Origin of the sequence: Microbacterium timonense (assembly GCF_900292075.1) — a bacterium.
GTDB lineage: Bacteria > Actinomycetota > Actinomycetes > Actinomycetales > Microbacteriaceae > Microbacterium > Microbacterium timonense.
Genome location: NZ_OLMV01000003.1, coordinates 245,362 through 261,472, shown reverse-complemented (window position 1 = coordinate 261,472; position 16,111 = coordinate 245,362). Strand labels below are relative to the sequence as shown.

The 16,111-nt window shown below is 70.9% G+C and carries 14 protein-coding genes; 9 read left to right on the top strand and 5 right to left on the bottom strand.

What is annotated here, in order from left to right; genetic code table 11:
• Positions 1-59: 59 nt before the first annotated feature.
• A complete protein-coding gene (locus C9992_RS10455; protein WP_106815541.1) occupies positions 60-893 on the bottom strand; it encodes an NAD(P)/FAD-dependent oxidoreductase in 834 nt (277 codons plus the stop codon).
• Between the two features lie 53 nt (positions 894-946).
• Between C9992_RS10455 and C9992_RS10450 the strand changes: the two genes are divergently transcribed.
• Both C9992_RS10450 and C9992_RS10445 read left to right on the top strand, forming a co-directional pair.
• On the top strand, positions 947-1,372 hold the full coding sequence (locus C9992_RS10450) for a MerR family transcriptional regulator (RefSeq protein ID WP_106815540.1): 426 nt from the start codon (positions 947-949) through the stop codon (positions 1,370-1,372).
• Between the two features lie 181 nt (positions 1,373-1,553).
• Positions 1,554-2,918, top strand: coding sequence for an ATP-dependent DNA helicase (locus tag C9992_RS10445; RefSeq protein WP_106815539.1), 1,365 nt, complete (start codon positions 1,554-1,556; stop codon positions 2,916-2,918).
• Positions 2,919-3,015: 97 nt separating this feature from the next.
• Here C9992_RS10445 and C9992_RS10440 read toward each other — a convergent pair whose 3' ends face one another.
• Complete coding sequence (locus tag C9992_RS10440; RefSeq protein ID WP_106815538.1) at positions 3,016-3,672, bottom strand: biliverdin-producing heme oxygenase; 657 nt, start codon at positions 3,670-3,672, stop codon at positions 3,016-3,018.
• Positions 3,673-3,725: 53 nt separating this feature from the next.
• On the bottom strand, positions 3,726-4,052 hold the full coding sequence (locus C9992_RS10435; protein ID WP_106815537.1) for a DUF2470 domain-containing protein: 327 nt from the start codon (positions 4,050-4,052) through the stop codon (positions 3,726-3,728).
• A 79-nt stretch (positions 4,053-4,131) separates the two neighbouring features.
• On the opposite strand from C9992_RS10435, the gene C9992_RS10430 reads away from it, so the two are divergent.
• The 3 genes from C9992_RS10430 to C9992_RS10420 all read left to right on the top strand — a co-directional run bounded on the left by C9992_RS10430 (position 4,132) and on the right by C9992_RS10420 (position 7,373).
• Positions 4,132-5,400, top strand: a complete 1,269-nt coding sequence (locus C9992_RS10430) for a serine hydrolase domain-containing protein (protein WP_106815536.1) — start codon at positions 4,132-4,134, stop codon at positions 5,398-5,400.
• Positions 5,397-6,305, top strand: a complete 909-nt coding sequence (locus C9992_RS10425) for an EamA family transporter (RefSeq protein WP_407662234.1) — start codon at positions 5,397-5,399, stop codon at positions 6,303-6,305. Before C9992_RS10430 ends, C9992_RS10425 begins: the two co-directional genes overlap by 4 nt.
• Before the next feature lie 66 nt (positions 6,306-6,371).
• Entirely contained in the window at positions 6,372-7,373 is a 1,002-nt protein-coding gene (locus C9992_RS10420; RefSeq protein ID WP_106815535.1) for a Gfo/Idh/MocA family protein, read from the top strand.
• 13 nt (positions 7,374-7,386) lie between these two features.
• Here C9992_RS10420 and C9992_RS10415 read toward each other — a convergent pair whose 3' ends face one another.
• On the bottom strand, positions 7,387-8,493 hold the full coding sequence (locus C9992_RS10415; protein ID WP_106815534.1) for a substrate-binding domain-containing protein: 1,107 nt from the start codon (positions 8,491-8,493) through the stop codon (positions 7,387-7,389).
• Positions 8,490-10,454 carry a heparinase II/III domain-containing protein gene (locus C9992_RS10410; protein WP_106815533.1) on the bottom strand — a complete coding sequence of 655 codons (1,965 nt, stop codon included), beginning with the start codon at positions 10,452-10,454 and terminating at the stop codon, positions 8,490-8,492. Before C9992_RS10410 ends, C9992_RS10415 begins: the two co-directional genes overlap by 4 nt.
• 195 nt (positions 10,455-10,649) lie before the next feature.
• Here C9992_RS10410 and C9992_RS10405 point away from each other — a divergent pair, with 195 nt between their 5' ends.
• The 4 genes from C9992_RS10405 to C9992_RS10390 all read left to right on the top strand — a co-directional run bounded on the left by C9992_RS10405 (position 10,650) and on the right by C9992_RS10390 (position 16,111).
• Complete coding sequence (locus tag C9992_RS10405) at positions 10,650-12,755, top strand: DUF2264 domain-containing protein (protein WP_235008184.1); 2,106 nt, start codon at positions 10,650-10,652, stop codon at positions 12,753-12,755.
• Between the two features lie 48 nt (positions 12,756-12,803).
• Positions 12,804-14,105: an ABC transporter substrate-binding protein gene (locus C9992_RS10400; RefSeq protein WP_106815532.1), complete on the top strand. Its 1,302-nt coding sequence runs from the start codon at positions 12,804-12,806 to the stop codon at positions 14,103-14,105.
• Positions 14,106-14,219: 114 nt separating this feature from the next.
• Positions 14,220-15,152: a carbohydrate ABC transporter permease gene (locus C9992_RS10395; protein WP_106815531.1), complete on the top strand. Its 933-nt coding sequence runs from the start codon at positions 14,220-14,222 to the stop codon at positions 15,150-15,152.
• On the top strand, positions 15,152-16,111 hold the full coding sequence (locus C9992_RS10390; RefSeq protein WP_160150868.1) for a carbohydrate ABC transporter permease: 960 nt from the start codon (positions 15,152-15,154) through the stop codon (positions 16,109-16,111). The genes C9992_RS10395 and C9992_RS10390 overlap by 1 nt, the downstream gene beginning before the upstream one ends.

Here is a 16,111-nt window from a genome sequence, read left to right as displayed (position 1 = left end):
AGCGACCGGGAGGCCCCTGTGGAAACGAGAATCTGTGGACTCGGAGTCCCAAGACCGACTCACGGCATGATCGCGTCCCGCACGGCACTCGCCCCCGCCAGTTGCCCGGCTGCGATCGCCGCCGCGAGCGAGACCATCGGTCCCGGCACGGCGGGGGTGTGCGCCATGTCGCCGGCCGCGTAGACACCCGGCACCGTCGTACGGCCGAGCCCGTCGATCTCCACGCCGCCGCTGGGCAGCAGACGGCAGCCGAGCTGCACGGCGAACGGGGCACGCTGCGTCGACGTGGCAGCGGTGAAGATGCCGGCGACCTGCTCCACGCTTCCGTCGGCGAGCTGCAGCTGCAGCCCGTCCCCGGCGTCGGTGACGGCGACGACATCGGCGGGGCGCGCCAGGTACGCCGAGGCGACCACCGGCCGCAGCATCCGCTCGATCATCGCCGCGTGCTCCCCCTCGATCAGGATGCCGATGCGCCGGCCCGCGAACTCGTGTCCGTGGCAGAAGGGGCACTGGGCGACGCGTCGGCCCCACTGCTCGGCGAGCCCCGGTACCGCCGGCAGCTCGTCGCGCATCCCGGTCGCCAGCACGAGGCGCGCGGCTCGCTCGGTGGCCTCGCCTGTCGAGACCTCGAACGCGCCGAGGCTGCCGGAGACCGCGGTGACCGCGGCGGCGCGCACCTCGACGTCGGGATACGCGGCGAGCTCGTCGCGCGCGATACGGCGCAGCTCCGCCGGGTCGCGCCCGTCGTTAGTGAGGAGGTTGTGCGCGTGCTCGACGGTCGCGTTGCGGTACTCGCCGGAGTCCAGCAGCAGCACGCTGCGGTGCATGCGGCCGATGGTGAGGGCGGCCTGCAGGCCGGCGGGGCCTCCGCCGATGACGATGACGTCGTACATGGTGATCCTCTCGTCGGGTTGCGTCGGGATCGATCCTGTGACTTCATGTCAACATGAAGTCAAGTCTGTCGATCGGGGATGCCGCGGCCCGGTTCTCGCTGCCCACCCACGTGCTGCGCCATTGGGAGGACGTCGGGCTGCTGCACCCCGAGCGGGACGGTGGCGATCGCCGGCGTTATCGCGACGACGACCTGGTGCGGATCGGCGTCATCGTGCGCAGCAAGAGCGCGGGCATGAGCCTGGAGCAGATCGGCGTGCTGCTGGACGAGCAGGCGCCCGAGCGCCACCGCGTGCTGGAGGAGCACATCGCAGACCTCGAACGGCGCATGGCCGACATGGAGCGTTCGCGCCGGATGACCGAGCACGCCCTGCGCTGCCGCTCGCACGACATCACGACGTGCCCCCGCTTCCGGGCGATCATGGACGAGGTCGTCGCCGGCACCGGCCACTGGCGGGAGGCCGAGCCACCGGCGGAATGAGGAGCGGACCTGACCGCCTCAGGACATCAGCCGGGAGGCATCCGCAGGACTCCGACGGGCTCCGTCCAGTCGCCCGAGCGCAGCTCGGCGGTGCAGGAGCGGGCCTGTGGATGCCGCCGGGTTGCCCACCGACCCGGGCTCGGGGCGTCGCCGGCAGGCCACGGCTGGTTAGCATGAATCAGTGACCACGCCGCCGCTGTCCCCCGAGCAGGAGGCGCTGTTCCGGCTCATCGAAGACACGCGTGAGCACGTGTTCGTGACCGGGCGCGCGGGAACGGGCAAGTCGACCCTCCTGCAGCACCTCGCGTGGAACACCAGCAAGCAGATCGCGGTGTGCGCACCCACGGGCGTGGCGGCCCTGAACGTCGAGGGCCAGACGATCCACTCGCTGTTCAAGCTCCCGCTCGGCATCATCGGCGCACACGACGAGCAGCAGTCCGACGCGACCCGCAAGCTCCTCAACGCCATCGACACGCTCGTGATCGACGAGATCTCGATGGTCAACGCCGACCTGATGGACGCGATCGACCGCGCGCTGCGGCAGGCGCGGGGCCGGCGGGCGGAGCCCTTCGGCGGCACGCAGATCGTCATGTTCGGCGACCCGTACCAGCTCGCTCCGGTGCCCCCGCGGGGTGACGAACTGCGGTACGTGCGAGACCACTACCGGTCCTTCTGGTTCTTCGACGCCAAGGTGTGGGTGGGCGAGTCGGCCACCGACGGCATCCTCGACGTCGGCTCGTACGGCGCCGCGTTGAACATCCGCGAGCTCGTCGAGATCCACCGTCAGAACGATCCCGCATTCAAGGCGATGCTCAACGCGGTGCGGTACGGACGCGTCACGGCCGACATCGCACAGATCCTCAACGACACAGGCGCCCGCACGCCGCCGCATCCCGCCGACGGCGAGCATCCCATCATCACGCTGGCCACCCGCAACGACATCGTCAACAACATCAACCGCCGCCACCTCGATGAGCTGATCGGGCGGGAGCAGACGGCCGTCGCCGAGGTCAACGGGGATTTCGGGCGGGGGGATGCCGCGTACCCCGCCGATCTCGAGCTCAAGCTCAAGGTCGGGGCGCAGGTGATGTTCCTGCGCAACGACACCGGATCCTTTGGCGAGCCGCCGCGGTGGGTCAACGGCACGATCGGCACCGTCACCCGCATCGCGGGCGACACCGTGCGCGTGGAGGTGGAAGGCGAGGAGTTCGACGTCGAGCCGTCGGTGTGGGAGAAGTACCGCTACTCGTACGACCCCGGATCCAAGCAGCTCAGCCGCGACATCGTCGCGGAGTTCACGCAGTTCCCGCTGCGGCTGGCGTGGGCGGTGACGATCCACAAGTCGCAGGGCAAGACCTACGATCGCGCCGTCATCGACCTCGGGTCGGGCGCCTTCGCTCCCGGGCAGACGTACGTCGCCCTCTCGCGCCTCACGTCGCTGGACGGCCTGTACCTGTCGCGGCCGCTCCGGCCGCGCGACATCCAGGTCGACCCCGACGTGCAGCGGTTCATGGCCTCCGCCGTGCGCGGGGCCGCGGCATCCTGAGGTCGTCGCCGGGGGTGGGGCGTTTCGTCTCGCTGCGCTCGCTCAACGACCGGGGGGGGGCGTTTCGTCTCGCTGCGCTCGCTCAACGACCGGGGGGTCAGGCGACCTCGGCCTGCGCCTTCGCGGCCGCGAGATCGTCGAACAGCTCGATGTTGAAGCGGTACGCCAGCAGGACCTCTTCGATCACACGCTCCTGCTCGGCGGCATCCCACGGCGCGGCGTCGAGCTGCTCGCGGTAGACGTCCTTGAAGGCCTTGGGGTCGGCGATGTCCTCGAAGAGGTAGAACCCGATGCCGTTGGTCTCGAAGCCGAAGCGGCGGGCCATCAGGCGTCCGATGAACTGCCCGCCCGAGAGGTCGCCGAGGTAGCGCGTGTAGTGGTGCGCCACGAAGCCGCCGGCCCACGTGGCTCCCACCTCGTCGATGCGCTGGACGTACCGCCGTGTCGTCGGCAGCGGCTCGATGCGGTCGCGCCAGTCCGGACCGACGAGGAACTCGAGGTCGGCCTCGAGCGCCGGCAGCCGGGTGAGCTTGTCGCTGATGAACACCGACGCCACCGGGTCGTTGCGCATCTGGTTCGCGGTGCGCTCGAGAGCCTCGTAGATGAACCAGTGCTGAGCGACGAGCGCGATGTAGTCCTCCCGCGTGCCCTCGCCTCGCATGAGGTCGGCCATGAACCCGGCGTGCTCGCTGGAGGAGTGCGAGCTGCTCGAGCGCTCGCGCAGCGCGGCCGAGAAGGGGATCGGGTCGCTCATACCTTCATGCTAACTGAAGATAAGGCGAACCTAACAAGAAGTTTTCCGATCCCTCACGCGTGAGGTCGTGGCGCCACCCCGAGCCGGCGGCAGGCTTCGTCGTACAGTGCGACGATCTCGCGCCGCACCTCGGGCCGCTGCGAGATGGGACGGGATGGCCAGGGCACCGCGATCGACACCGTGGACTCGTCGTCGAGGGTCGCCTCCCAGACCCCCTGGTCGCCGTCGAAGCCGGTCATCCGCGCGCCGGTGATGACGTCACCGGTCACCCCGGCATCCGCCGCGAACGCGCGTGCGATCAGCAGGTTGTCGTCACCGTGCTCACCGTTCATGTGGCCGAGCACTCCGGTCAGCGCCGCATCGTCGAAGTGGTGCGTCATGCTCACACCCTACGGACCGCCGTGCGGCAGCGGCGAGCGGGGTGTGTTTGAATGCATTGCACCATCAAGGGGGGTGAGAATGCGGATCCGCTCCAGACGTCGCCGCGCCGTCGCGGTGATCTCGGGCGCCGTGATGTCCGCTCTGCTCCTCGCCGGCTGCTCGTTCGGCGGCACGGTCGAACCCGACCTGCCTGCGCAGGTGGACGGCTCCTTCCCCGACGAGACCATCCAGCAGCTGACGGATGCCGTGACCCATGCGATGGGGACCACGGGCTCGTCCGGCGCCATCGTCGGTGTCTGGGCGCCGTGGAGCGGCAGCTGGGTCACCGGGCTCGGCACGCAGCGGCCCGATGGCGGGGGAGAGGTGACCGCCGACCTGCGGTTCCGAGGCGGCAAGATCACCCGCGCGATGACGTGCGACATCCTCTACGGCGTCGCCGCCGACGGCAAGGTGCAGCTCGGCGACAGCATCACCGAGTACGTGGCCGGTGTTCCGGACCTGAAGGACGTCAGCCTCCTCGAGCTGTGCGACGGCACGTCGGGGATCGGGTCGTACGCGGGCCAGCTGTACGCGTCGTGGATCACCAATCCCGGGCGGGACTGGGACCCGCGCTACCTCGCCAGCTTCGGCCTCGGTCAGCCCCGGTCCACCGAACCCGGTGCCGCCTACCGCGATTCCGACGCCGGATATGTGCTGCTCGGCCTCGCGATGCAGCGGGCCACCGGGGCGAGCGCCGCTGAACTGCTGCAGACGTACGTCGCCGACCCGCTCGGCCTCGACGCGACGGAGCTGGGCGACCTGCCGTCGGACGGGGCGCTGCAGGGAGGGCAGTCGGTCAACAACGCCGAGGGCGCTCTGGACTGCGCGCAGCCTGTCGATCTCACGGCCGCGTCGGGAAGCAGCGGGTTCACCGACGCCGGCGTGGTCACCGACATCGAAGACCTCGGCCGGTACGTGCAGGCGCTGGCCTCGGGCGCGCTCGTGACCGACGACGACCGGTTCGCCTCGCCGTTGCCGGTGAGCGCGGACGGCCCCACCTGGTACACCGCCGACGGCGGCGCGCTGATGGCCGGCTCGCTCGTCGGGCAGTACGGCAAGGTTCCCGGCTACATCACGGCCGCGTTCGCCGACGCCAAGAGCGGGCTCACGGTGGCGGTCGTGCTCAACAACTCCGCCGCCGACGGTGCCGTCGGCGAGTACCTCGCGTGGGAGCTCGCCGCCATCGCGTCCAAGGCACCCGCCGCGGAGGGCGAGACGGTGCCCGAAGCGGGCCTTCCCTGGACGCCGGAGCAGTACCACGACGCCATCAGCGCCGCCGCGGTGTGCACGCCGCCGGCCGCGGAGTGAGCGCCGGAGCACCGCGGGACGTCGCCGGGCCGACCGGTCGGTCGGGGCCCGCCCCCTGGGTCCTGCTGGTCATCGCGGGCCTGGCGTGTCAGGAGGTCGGCGCCTCGATCGCGGTCCTGCTGTTCCCGCAGGTCGGGCCGCTCGGCATGGTGATGCTGCGGCTGGTCTTCTCGGCGATCGTGCTGCTCGCGATCGCGCGGCCGCGGGTGCGAGGTCACAGCCTCGCGGACTGGCGCGCCGTCGCGCTGTTCGGGCTCGTGCTCGCGCTCATGAACGCGCTGTTCTATCTGGCGCTGGAGCGGCTGCCCTTGGGGGTCACGGTGACGATCGAGGTGCTGGGTCCGCTCGTGCTGTCGATCGTGGCCGCCCGCCGTGCCTCGGCGTGGCTGTGGGCGGTGCTGGCGTTCGCCGGCGTGGTGGCGCTCGGCGGAGGCGGCTGGGACCGTCTGGACCCCCTCGGCGTCCTCTTCGCTCTGGGCGCGGCGGGCAGCTGGGCGTTCTACATCCTCGCCTCGGCGCGGGTCGGACGGGCGTTCCCCAAGCTCGACGGGCTGGCGCTGGCGATGGCCGTCGGCGCGATCGTCGCCCTGCCGTTCGGGATCGCGGATGCCGGCGCCGCGCTGCTGCGGATCGATCTCGTCGCGCTCGGGGCCGCGGTCGCGGTGCTGTCGTCGACGATCCCGTACGCCTTCGAGCTCATCGCCCTGCGGCGTCTGCCCGCCGCGGTCTTCGCAATCCTGATGAGTCTCGCGCCCGCCACGGCCGCGCTCGCGGGATTCGTCTTCCTGGGGCAGCAGATGACCTGGCTCGAGCTGATCGGCATCGCGCTCGTGATCGCGGCGAGCATCGGCGCCGTGCGCTCCTCGGCCCGCGCCGCGCACGAGGCGGCCGAGCCCCTCGCCTGAGCAGCCCGCCCCGCGCCCGACGGCGGGGCGGCTTCGGTGGCTCCGGGGCGGGATAGCATCGGCGGCATGAGCGACGCGACGAGCAGCACGACCAGGTGGGCCGTGCTCGGCCCCGGAGCGATCAGCCGCGACTTCGTGGTGGGGCTGCGCGCCTCCGCCTACGGTGTGCTGCAGGCCGTCGGCAGTTCCTCGCCGGATCGCGCCGCCGTCTTCGCCGCCGAGCACGGGGCCGAGGCATCCGGGACGTACGACGACGTGCTCGCGCGCGACGATGTGGATGCCGTGTACGTCGGCACGGTGCACACCACCCATGCCGACCTGGCCATCCGCGCGCTCGAGGCCGGCAAGGCGGTGCTGTGCGAGAAGCCCGCGAGTCCGACGCTGGCCGAAGTGGAGCAGATGCTCGAGGTCGCCCGCCGTGTGCGCCGTCCGTTCCTGGAGGCGTTCAAGACCCGGTTCGGGCCGTTCGCCGACACCCTGCGGGACATCGTCCGCGGCGGCGAGCTGGGGCAGCCGCGGCGGGTGGAGGCGGCGTTCGGCTTCGCAGCGCGCACGCGCGAAGGGCGGCTGTTCGATCCCGCGCTGGGCGGCGGCGCGATCCTCGACGTCGGCTGCTACCCGGTGGCGCTCGCCGTGGATCTCGCCGCGGCGGCGGGGGAGGACATCGACGACCCGCAGTACCGCGGGTTCGTGGCGGACCTGGTGGCGGGCGTCGACGGCAGCGCGTCCGCCGACATCGGCTTCGGACAGCTGACGGCGGCGATCGGGACGTCGATCGTGCACGACCTGCCGTCCTCCGCTGTCGTGCGCTTCACCGACGGCGAGCTCGTCCTGCCGGATGTCTGGGGCAGCCGCACTCAGAGCCCGCCGACCATCATCCTCCGCCGTGACGGGCAGGAGCAGGTGATCGAGCTCCCGGTGGTGCAGCCGATGGCGGCCGAGGCCGACGCGCTCTCGCTCGCGATCGCGGAAGGGCGGCTGGAGGTTCCCGAGATGCCGTGGGCGCACACCCGCGCGGCGGCGCGCGTGCTCACCGACTGGCGCGCGGCCGCACTGGCCGGCGGCTGAGACGCCGTCAGCGTCAGCCGCGGCGCGGGGGAGCGGTCGAACCGCGAACGTTCAGCGTGGGGTTCAGCACGACGCGATGCACCGCGCGGGCGGGGTCTTCGATCCGTCGCGCGACGAGGTCGACGGCGGCACGCCCGACGGCGGCGCGCGGCGGGCTCACCGCGGTCAGCGCCGGAGTGAACAGCTCGGCCACCTCGTCGTCGTACGCGACGACCGAGAGATCACCGGGCACCGAGATGCCGCGGTTGAGCGCGAGATCGACGAACGCCATCGCCTCGGGATCCGAGTGCACCAGGATCGCCGTCACCGAGTTCGACAGCGCGGCATCCAGCGCCGCATCGACGACGGCCGAGAAGTCGGGGCTGGTGCGCGGCGGCAGGCTCGTCTCGAAGTGGTCGGCGGGGGTGAGCCCGAGCTCCGCGCACGCGGCCTGCCATCCCGCCGCGATCTTCCGCGACGTGGGGGAGTCGCGCGCGATGATGAGCCCGACGCGGCGGTGGCCGAGGGAGGCGAGGTGGCGCGCGGCCAGCACGGCGCCGAGCGCATGGTCGGTGGTCACGTTCTCGACGGGGCTGCCGTCGGGCAGCCGCACCGCATCGCGCTCGACCAGCACGTTGGGCACGCCGCACTCCGCCAGCCACTGCACGACGTCCTGGGCGTGCGGGGTGTCGGTGTTGGGCGCCACGACGAGACCCCGCACACCGTCGGCGTGCACGAGACGCTCGAGCACCGGGCGCTCGTCCTGCAGCTCGTACGACGCGCCCCGCAGCACGACGCGCATGCCCAGGCGTGCCGCCTCCGCTTCCGCACCGCGCACGACGCTCGGCCAGTAGAAGCTCAGCGACGGGACGAGCATGGCGATCGAGCCGGCCCGCGATGACATCGGGAGATGCCCCGTCTCGGCATCCTCGAACGCGCCTGCAGCAGGGACGGCGCCGCCGTGCACGCGGACGAGCAGGCCCTCGCGCTCCATCTGCGCCAGGTCGCGCCGCAGCGTCACCGGGGCCACGCCGAGCTCCTCCATGAGCTGCGCGACCCGCACGGCGCCGTCGCGCTCGAGCGTGGCGAGCACGTGCGCCCGTCGCTCGGCGGCCAGCAGCGCCGGTGTCTGGTCGGTCATCGGGCGTCCTCCGCGTTCGTCTGGTCCAGTTCTACCGTGACCGTGACCCGGTCGCGGGACGTCACGTCGAGATCCACCCGCGTCAGTCGGGTTCCCCACACGCTCGTGAGCACGGGATCGTCGAGCTCACGCACCACGAGCGTCGCCGTGATGCCCTCGGGCCACGAGAGGCGGACCGGCCGCGCACCGTCGAGCGGCGTCACGACGACGCCCTCGCCGGCCTGCCGCACCTCGCCGGCCAGCAGCATCCGCACCTGCGTGGGCTGATCGCCCTCCGACGGCGTCCACAGGTCCTCGATGGACACCCGGCGGGCTCGGCGATCCAGCCGCACGCGGCGGTGCCACGCGTCGGCGCCCGGGTAGGCGCCCGACAGCTCGAGCGCCAGCGACGCCTCGTCGTCTGCGACCGACACCTTCACGTCGGATGCGGCGAATTCGGCGCCGGGGCTCTGCTCGAGTCCGCCGATCACCGGCACGTTGTGCCAGCCGCTCTGCATCGTCCAGATGTCGTACCGGTCCGGCCCGAAGGTCTGGAGCGTGTACGTCGGTCGCCCCGCGTCGACGATGACGGGCACGCCGTCAGACGCGACGACGAACGAGCCGATGTCGTTGTGATTGTGGTGCTCGCCGTTGTGCCCGCCCTTGACGGCCATCGTCAGACCGGCAGCCGTGCCGCTCTCCTCGCGCGCGAGGAGCACCTGCGTCGAGGGCAGCCACACCTCGCGGGGGAACGGTGAGGCCGTCTGCGCCGCGCTCCTCCAGACCGGGTCGGTGATCCCACGCAGCAGGCGGCCGAACCCCTCGTGCTCGGTGGCCGCTGGAGAGCCGGCGATGCGGTGCGACGCGGCGTGGGCGGCGGCATCCCGGTCTCCCATGGCGCGCGCGGCGCGATGCAGGGCGTGCCACGGCTGAATGGCCGAGACGCGTGCCTGCCCGTCGGCGAGGTTCAGGTACCAGTCGCCGGAGAGGTGCATCCGGTGCGGAAAGGCCACCGTCTCGCGCAGCGCCGTGATGCCGGACGCGTCGAGGACGCCGCCGGTCGCATGGCGGAGGACGTCGAGCGCCTCGAGGGTGCGGCACGCCCCGTTCCACCAGTACGCGTACCCCTCGTCGATGGCGCCGTCGGCGGGCAGCGCCGAGACGTACCGGTCGATGCCCTCGACCGCGAGGGCGACGATGCGTGCGCGCTCGTCCGCATCGGCCGGGTCGTCCAGCAGCCGCAGCGCGGCGACCAGGACGTTGCCGTGGATCCACGGGTTCCAGTTGTGCACATCGCCGTCCAGGCCCAGCCATTTCCAGTCCCGGCGCTCGGTGAACGGCTCGAAGATCCGCACGCGCGCCTCGTGGCGGATCCGGGCGCGGATGCCGGGATACCGGGCGTCGAGCCGGTCGCCGAGAAGGTGGTCGATCCAGGTGAGCAGGCTGACGACCTCGCCGGCGCCGAGATCGAGGTACGGTGCCGTCACCGTGGGAAGGACGGAGCCGCGCCGGGCGAAGGCATCGTCATGAGCCGGCCAGCACCACGAGCTCTGCTCGCAGATGAGCCAGACGCCGTCGAGCACCTCGCCGAGCCACCGGCCACCGGCATCCTCGTCGTCGGCGTAGTGAGCCGCCGCCACCGCCGCGCGCGACAGCCGCCGCTGGCGGGCGAACACGACGCTCTCCCAGCCCTCGCGATCGCCGTCGTCATGCAGGCGCGCCGCGGCGGTGGCCAATGGGACGGGCCAGGGCCGACCGCGGTCCGCTTCGGCGCGCTGGAGGATGTCGGCGACGGCGACCGGGTCGGCGGTGCCCTGCGGACCCCAGACGTCGCGGTCGGCTGCGGACGGCACCGGCAGCGCGTCTGGGGGCGCAACCAGGAGCGCCGCGAGAGCGGAACCGAACCCTCCGGCGTCGGCGCCCGCCTGACGGTGGTAGACGGCGGCCAGCTCGCCGCGGAACGTGTCGGTCGCGGTGGTCAAAAGGTTCCTCCTCGTTGATTCACCATGGTGGGGAGCCACCGTGCGGATCTCCGACGCGAAGACGGAATCGATCAGAAACGATCATAACGAATCCGAATCAGCCTTGCAATGACCGAATCCGGTTGATACGCTCCCAAACGTTCGCTCGCGGTGAAGGGTCATCGCGTCGAGAGAACGCATCGAAGGAGATTCGACGTGACGGTCCCGCAGCAGAGCTCGCCGCCGCGCCCGAGCGCGCCGTCCGTCGCAGCGGGCGTGGACTGGACTCGCGACGAATGGCTGGCGTACGCCGACCGTCTGCTCGAGACCGCACGCGCTCACGCGTCGGCCGGACACGCCCGCATTCACTTCCCGGGTGCCGAGGGCGGCTACGGCCACGCCGTCGATGGACTCGAGGGCTTCGCACGCACGTTCCTGCTCGCCGGGTTCCGCATCGCCGGCGCCCGCGGCGAGGGCACCGCGGAGCTCGCCGACTTCTACCGGCAGGGCATCGTGACAGGCGTCGACCCGGACGCCGCCGACCGGTGGGTGCGACTGGACGAGCACGCGCAGGCGAAGGTCGAAGCGGCCTCGCTCGCCCTCGTGCTGGACATGACGCGGCCCTGGATCTGGGACCGCCTCGACGGGCTCACCCAGCAGCGCGTCATCGAGTACCTCTCGCCCGTCGTCGGCGACACGACGTACCCCAAGACGAACTGGCTGTGGTTCCGCATCGTCGTGCAGACGTTCCTGCGCTCGGTCGGGGGTCCGTGGTCGGCTCAGGACATCGCCGACGACCTCGCCCTCCACGACGCGCTCGTGCGCGACGAGGGCTGGATCTCCGACGGCTTCGAGCGCTCCTACGACCACTACGTCGGGTGGGCGCTGCACACCTATCCCGTGCTGTGGTCCCGCATGCAGGGCGCCGACGAGCTCGCCGCCGGCCGCACCGCGGGCGATGTCGCGCGCCTGGATCGCTTCCTGCAGGATGCCGTGGCGCTGATCGGCGCCGACGGCTCCCCGCTCGTGCAGGGCCGCAGCCTCATCTACCGTTTCGCCGCCGCCGCGCCGTTCTGGGTGGGCGCGCTCGCGGAGGTTCCGTCGACATCCCTCGGACGGCTGCGTCGCGCCGCCAACGCGATCGTCGCGCACTTCGACGGGCGGGATGTGCCCGGCCGGTCCGGCGTCCTCACGATGGGCTGGCACCACGAGTGGCGCGACCTCGCGCAGTCGTACTCCGGGCCGGGTTCGCCGTACTGGGCGGTCAAGGGGCTCCTCGGGGTGGCTCTTCCCGCCGACCACCCGGTCTGGGCCGCCGAGAGCGAACCGCTGCCGATCGAGACCGGCGACGAGCTGCGCACCGTGCGCTCGGCGGGGTGGGTGATCTCGGGCACTCGCGCCGACGGCATCGTCCGGATCGTGAACCACGGCACCGATCACGCCGCCGAGGGCAGCCTGGTCGGCGACTCTCCGCTCTACGCGCGGATCGGCTACGCCACTGCCGCGTCGCCGCTGGCGAACGCGCGCGCGTGGGAGGAGCCCCTCGAGCAGTCCGTCGTCCTCGTCGACGACGCCGGCCGCGCCACCCATCGCGCCGCCATGCAGCTCATCGACGTACGCGTGCAGGACGACGAAGACGGCCGCGTCGGCATCGCCGCCTCTGTCTCGCGCGCCCACTGGCTCACCCCGCGCCCCGCGCTGCACCGCCACGGGTCGGGGCTGGACGGAGACGTCGAGATCGCCGGGGTCGTCGAGGTGCATTCGCTCGCCCGCGGCCCGTGGGAACTGCGCCTCGCGCGCGTCCGCTCCCTTGAGGCCGGCCTCGACGCCGCACCTCTGCGCCTGCGCGTCGGCGGCTGGGCCCTGGCTTCCGAGCCGACTCCGCGCTCCTGGATTGAGGAGCTGGGCCGGAATGAGGAAGGAAACACCGACGCTGCCTCCTCATCTCGGCTCGCCTCCTCAGGCGGGCACGCGTCGGCGACCGCGGGTGCCACCGCCCGGGTCGTCGCGGACGGCCTGAGCAGCAGCATCCGCCCCCTGATCGGCGCCGGCGCGACGAGCGTCGAGACGCGCGAGGACGCCAGTCCGCTCGGGCCGGTCGCCGCCGTGCCGCTCGTGACGTACCCGGTGGAGCCGGGTGCGTGGACAGCGACCCTCGTGGAGCTGACCACCGAAGACCTCGCCGCAGCGCGAGAGGGCGTCGCCCACGTCGCTCTCACCGCCGACGGCCCGCAGACCACCGTCTCGGTCACCTGGCCGGACGGGACGGCGACCACGAGTCGCCTCGCACACCCCGGAGACGCGTCCCACGCCGACCGGTAACCCGATGGGCCCGAGGACGGGTCCGCAATCACAAAGGAGTACCCCAGAATGAAGCGCTCATACGCTGCCGCGGCCGGCATCGCCGTGGTCGCAACGCTCGCTCTCGCCGGTTGCAGCAGCAGCGGCGAGGCCGCGCCCGAGGAGTCGTCGGGTCCGGTCACGCTCACCCTCTCGGGCTGGAGCCTGGACACGACGCCGGAGTTCCAGGCGCTCGCCGACGCGTTCCACGAGGAGAACCCAGACGTCACCGTCGAGGTCAAGGGCTACGACGCCACCGAGTACAACACCCTGCTGACGGCCGACCTCGCCGCCGGCTCCGGCCCGGACATCATCACGCAGAAGGAGGTCAAGTTCGTCCCGACGTTCGTCGAGGGCGGCCAGCTCCTGGACGTGTCGGATGTCGAGCTGCCCGACGGCATCAGCGGCGCCAGCTCGTACGAGGTCGACGGCACCGCCTACGCCGTGCCCTACCGCAACGACTCGTGGGTGCTGTACTACAACAAGGCCCTCTTCGACCAGGCGGGCGTCGAGTACCCCGACGGCACGTGGACGTGGGACGACTACGCCGAGGCCGCAGATGCCCTCAACGCGGGCCTGACCGCCGCGGGCAGCAGCGCCAAGGCCGCGTACCTGCACAACTGGCAGTCCACCGTGCAGGGCTTCGCCAACGCGCAGGCCGACGGTGACATCCTCAAGGGCGAGTACGACTACATGGAACCCTTCTACGACAACGTGCTGGCGCTTCAGGACTCGGGCGACCAGGTCGACTACAACACGGCCAAGGCGAACCAGCTCACCTACCAGGGCGAGTTCGGCAAGCAGAACGCGGCCATGATGCCGATGGGCACGTGGTACGTCGCGACCCTCATCGCCCAGCAGGCCTCGGGCGACGCCGACGACTTCGAGTGGGGCATCGCGCCGATCCCTCAGGTCGACGGCTCGACGGCGGGTCTGGACAACACCCCGGTGACCTTCGGCGACCCGACCGGCTTCGGCATCAACGCCGGCATCGACGAGGGCAAGGTCGCGGCCGCGAAGAAGTTCCTGGCGTTCGCCGCCGGTGAGAAGGGCGCCGAGATCCTCGCCGGCATCGGCATCACGCCGGCGCTGCTGACCGACGCGGTCGTCGACACGTACTTCTCGGTCGACGGCGCCCCCACCGACGACCTGTCGAAGTTCGCCTACTCGACCCACGAGGTGCACCCCGAGAACCCGACGTCGAACAAGGCGGCCGCCATCCAGGGCATCCTCGGCGACATGCACACCGCGATCATGTCGGGCTCGGCATCCGTCGCCGACGCCATCAAGGAGGCGCAGGACCGCGTCGCCAACGAGGTCGGCACCGACTGAGTCGTCCCTCCTCCGACGGGCTCGGGGACCGATCCCCGAGCCCGTCGGAGGCCCATCCGGCCGGGCGCACCCGACGCCCGCCACCCCCGCACATCCACCCACTGGAGGTCCGCCATGGCGACCATCACCGCCACAGAGGTCGGCGCCGCGCCGCCGCCCGTGCGCCGCCGGCGCTCGAAGCTGCGGCTGCGCAACACCCTCATCGGGTGGAGCTTCATCCTTCCGAACTTCCTCGGATTCGGGCTGCTCACGCTCGTCCCGATCATCGTGCTGTTCTACATGTCGTTCACGAACTGGAACGTCTTCGGCACAGCCAACTGGATCGGTTTCACGAACTACCAGCGCCTCATCGGCGACGGCAGCTTCCGCGTGTCGGTCCTCAACACGCTTTACTACTCGGTGCTGCACATCCCGCTGACGATCGTCGTCTCGCTGGGTCTCGCGCTGCTGCTCAACAACAAGCTGCGCGGCGTCGCGTTCTTCCGCACCGCCGCCTTCTTTCCGTACATCACCTCGATCGTCGCGATCGCGGTCGTGTGGAACCTGCTGTTCAGCCCTCAGTACGGCCCGATCAACGAGTTCCTCCGGTTCATCGGCATCCAGAACCCTCCCGGCTGGCTGACCTCGCCGGAGTGGGCGATGCCCGCGGTGGTGATCGTCGGCACGTGGCGCGACATGGGCTACTACATGATCCTGTTCCTGGCCGGCCTGCAGACGGTGCCGCGCGAGCTGCACGAGGCCGCGCGCGTGGACGGTGCGAACGTGTGGCAGCGGTTCGTCAACGTCACCCTGCCGTGCCTGCGCCCGACCATGTTCTTCGTCACCGTGATGCTGACCATCAACTCGTTCAAGATCTTCGACCTGATCCTCGTGATGACCGACGGCGGTCCCGGACAGTCGACGCTCGTGATGTCGCAGTTCATCTACCGCAAGGGCTTCGAAGAGAGCCAGTTCGGCTACGCGTCGGCCGCCTCGGTCGCGCTGTTCTTCATGTGCCTCCTCGTCACCATCCTCCAGTTCCTGTGGAACAAGAAGCGGAGCAGCTGATGACCGAGCAGATCGAACGGGATGCCGAGCTCCTGGTCGCCGACTACACCCCGCCGTCGGCCGCGCGCCGCGGGCTGCGCAAACTCGCCGAGGAGCCGCCCGCGCCCGAGGCGATCCCGACCGAGCGGATGACGCCGGGCCGCCGGCTCGGGCGGATCGCGATGTACGTCGCCCTGGGTATCTTCGCCATCGGGCTGCTGGCACCCTTCGTGTGGATGGTGCTCAGCTCGTTCAAGTCCGCCAACGAGGTGTTCTCGGTGCCGGTCAAGTGGCTCCCCGAGACGTGGGTGTGGCAGAACTACGTCAACATCTGGACCGAGTCGAACATGCTCGTCTGGATCCGCAACACGCTGTTCCTCGCGGTCGTGGTCACCTTCCTGCAGGTGCTCACCGGCTCGTTCGCCGCGTACGGCTTCGCGCGCATGCGGTTCCGCGGCCGCGACGTCCTCTTCCTGCTGTACGTGGGCACCATCGCCGTGCCGTGGCAGTCCTACATGATCCCGCAGTTCATCCTGCTGTCGAACTTCAAGGTGTCCAACACCCTGTGGGCCATCATCCTGCTGCAGGCGTTCGGCGCGTTCGGCGTGTTCCTCATGAAGCAGTTCTACGAGACGATCCCCGAGGAGCTCTCCGAGGCGGCGCGGCTGGACGGCCTGAGCGAGTACGCCATCTGGCGCAAGATCATGCTGCCCCTGTCGATCCCTGCCCTGGCGAGCCTCACGCTGCTGACCTTCGTCAACACGTGGAACGACTACCTGGGCCCGCTCATCTACCTGCGCAACCCCGATCTGTGGACGATCCAGCTGGGTCTGAAGGGCTTCGTCTCCAACCTGTTCGACACGAACTACGCCCTCCTGTTCGCCGGCCTCACGATCTCGGTCATCCCGATCGCGATCATCTTCCTCCTCGGCCAGAAGTACTTCGTCGAGGGCATCGCCACGAGCGGACTGAAGGGGTAG

Bases quoted from the DNA above. Each gene is read 5' to 3' on its own strand.
- C9992_RS10455 (WP_106815541.1), bottom strand. From the start codon at position 893: ATGTACGACGTCATCGTCATCGGCGGAGGCCCCGCCGGCCTGCAGGCC.
- C9992_RS10450 (WP_106815540.1), top strand. From the start codon at position 947: ATGAAGTCAAGTCTGTCGATCGGGGATGCCGCGGCCCGGTTCTCGCTG.
- C9992_RS10440 (WP_106815538.1), bottom strand. From the start codon at position 3,672: ATGAGCGACCCGATCCCCTTCTCGGCCGCGCTGCGCGAGCGCTCGAGC.
- C9992_RS10435 (WP_106815537.1), bottom strand. From the start codon at position 4,052: ATGACGCACCACTTCGACGATGCGGCGCTGACCGGAGTGCTCGGCCAC.
- C9992_RS10430 (WP_106815536.1), top strand. From the start codon at position 4,132: ATGCGGATCCGCTCCAGACGTCGCCGCGCCGTCGCGGTGATCTCGGGC.
- C9992_RS10420 (WP_106815535.1), top strand. From the start codon at position 6,372: ATGAGCGACGCGACGAGCAGCACGACCAGGTGGGCCGTGCTCGGCCCC.
- C9992_RS10415 (WP_106815534.1), bottom strand. From the start codon at position 8,493: ATGACCGACCAGACACCGGCGCTGCTGGCCGCCGAGCGACGGGCGCAC.
- C9992_RS10400 (WP_106815532.1), top strand. From the start codon at position 12,804: ATGAAGCGCTCATACGCTGCCGCGGCCGGCATCGCCGTGGTCGCAACG.
- C9992_RS10395 (WP_106815531.1), top strand. From the start codon at position 14,220: ATGGCGACCATCACCGCCACAGAGGTCGGCGCCGCGCCGCCGCCCGTG.
- C9992_RS10390 (WP_160150868.1), top strand. From the start codon at position 15,152: ATGACCGAGCAGATCGAACGGGATGCCGAGCTCCTGGTCGCCGACTAC.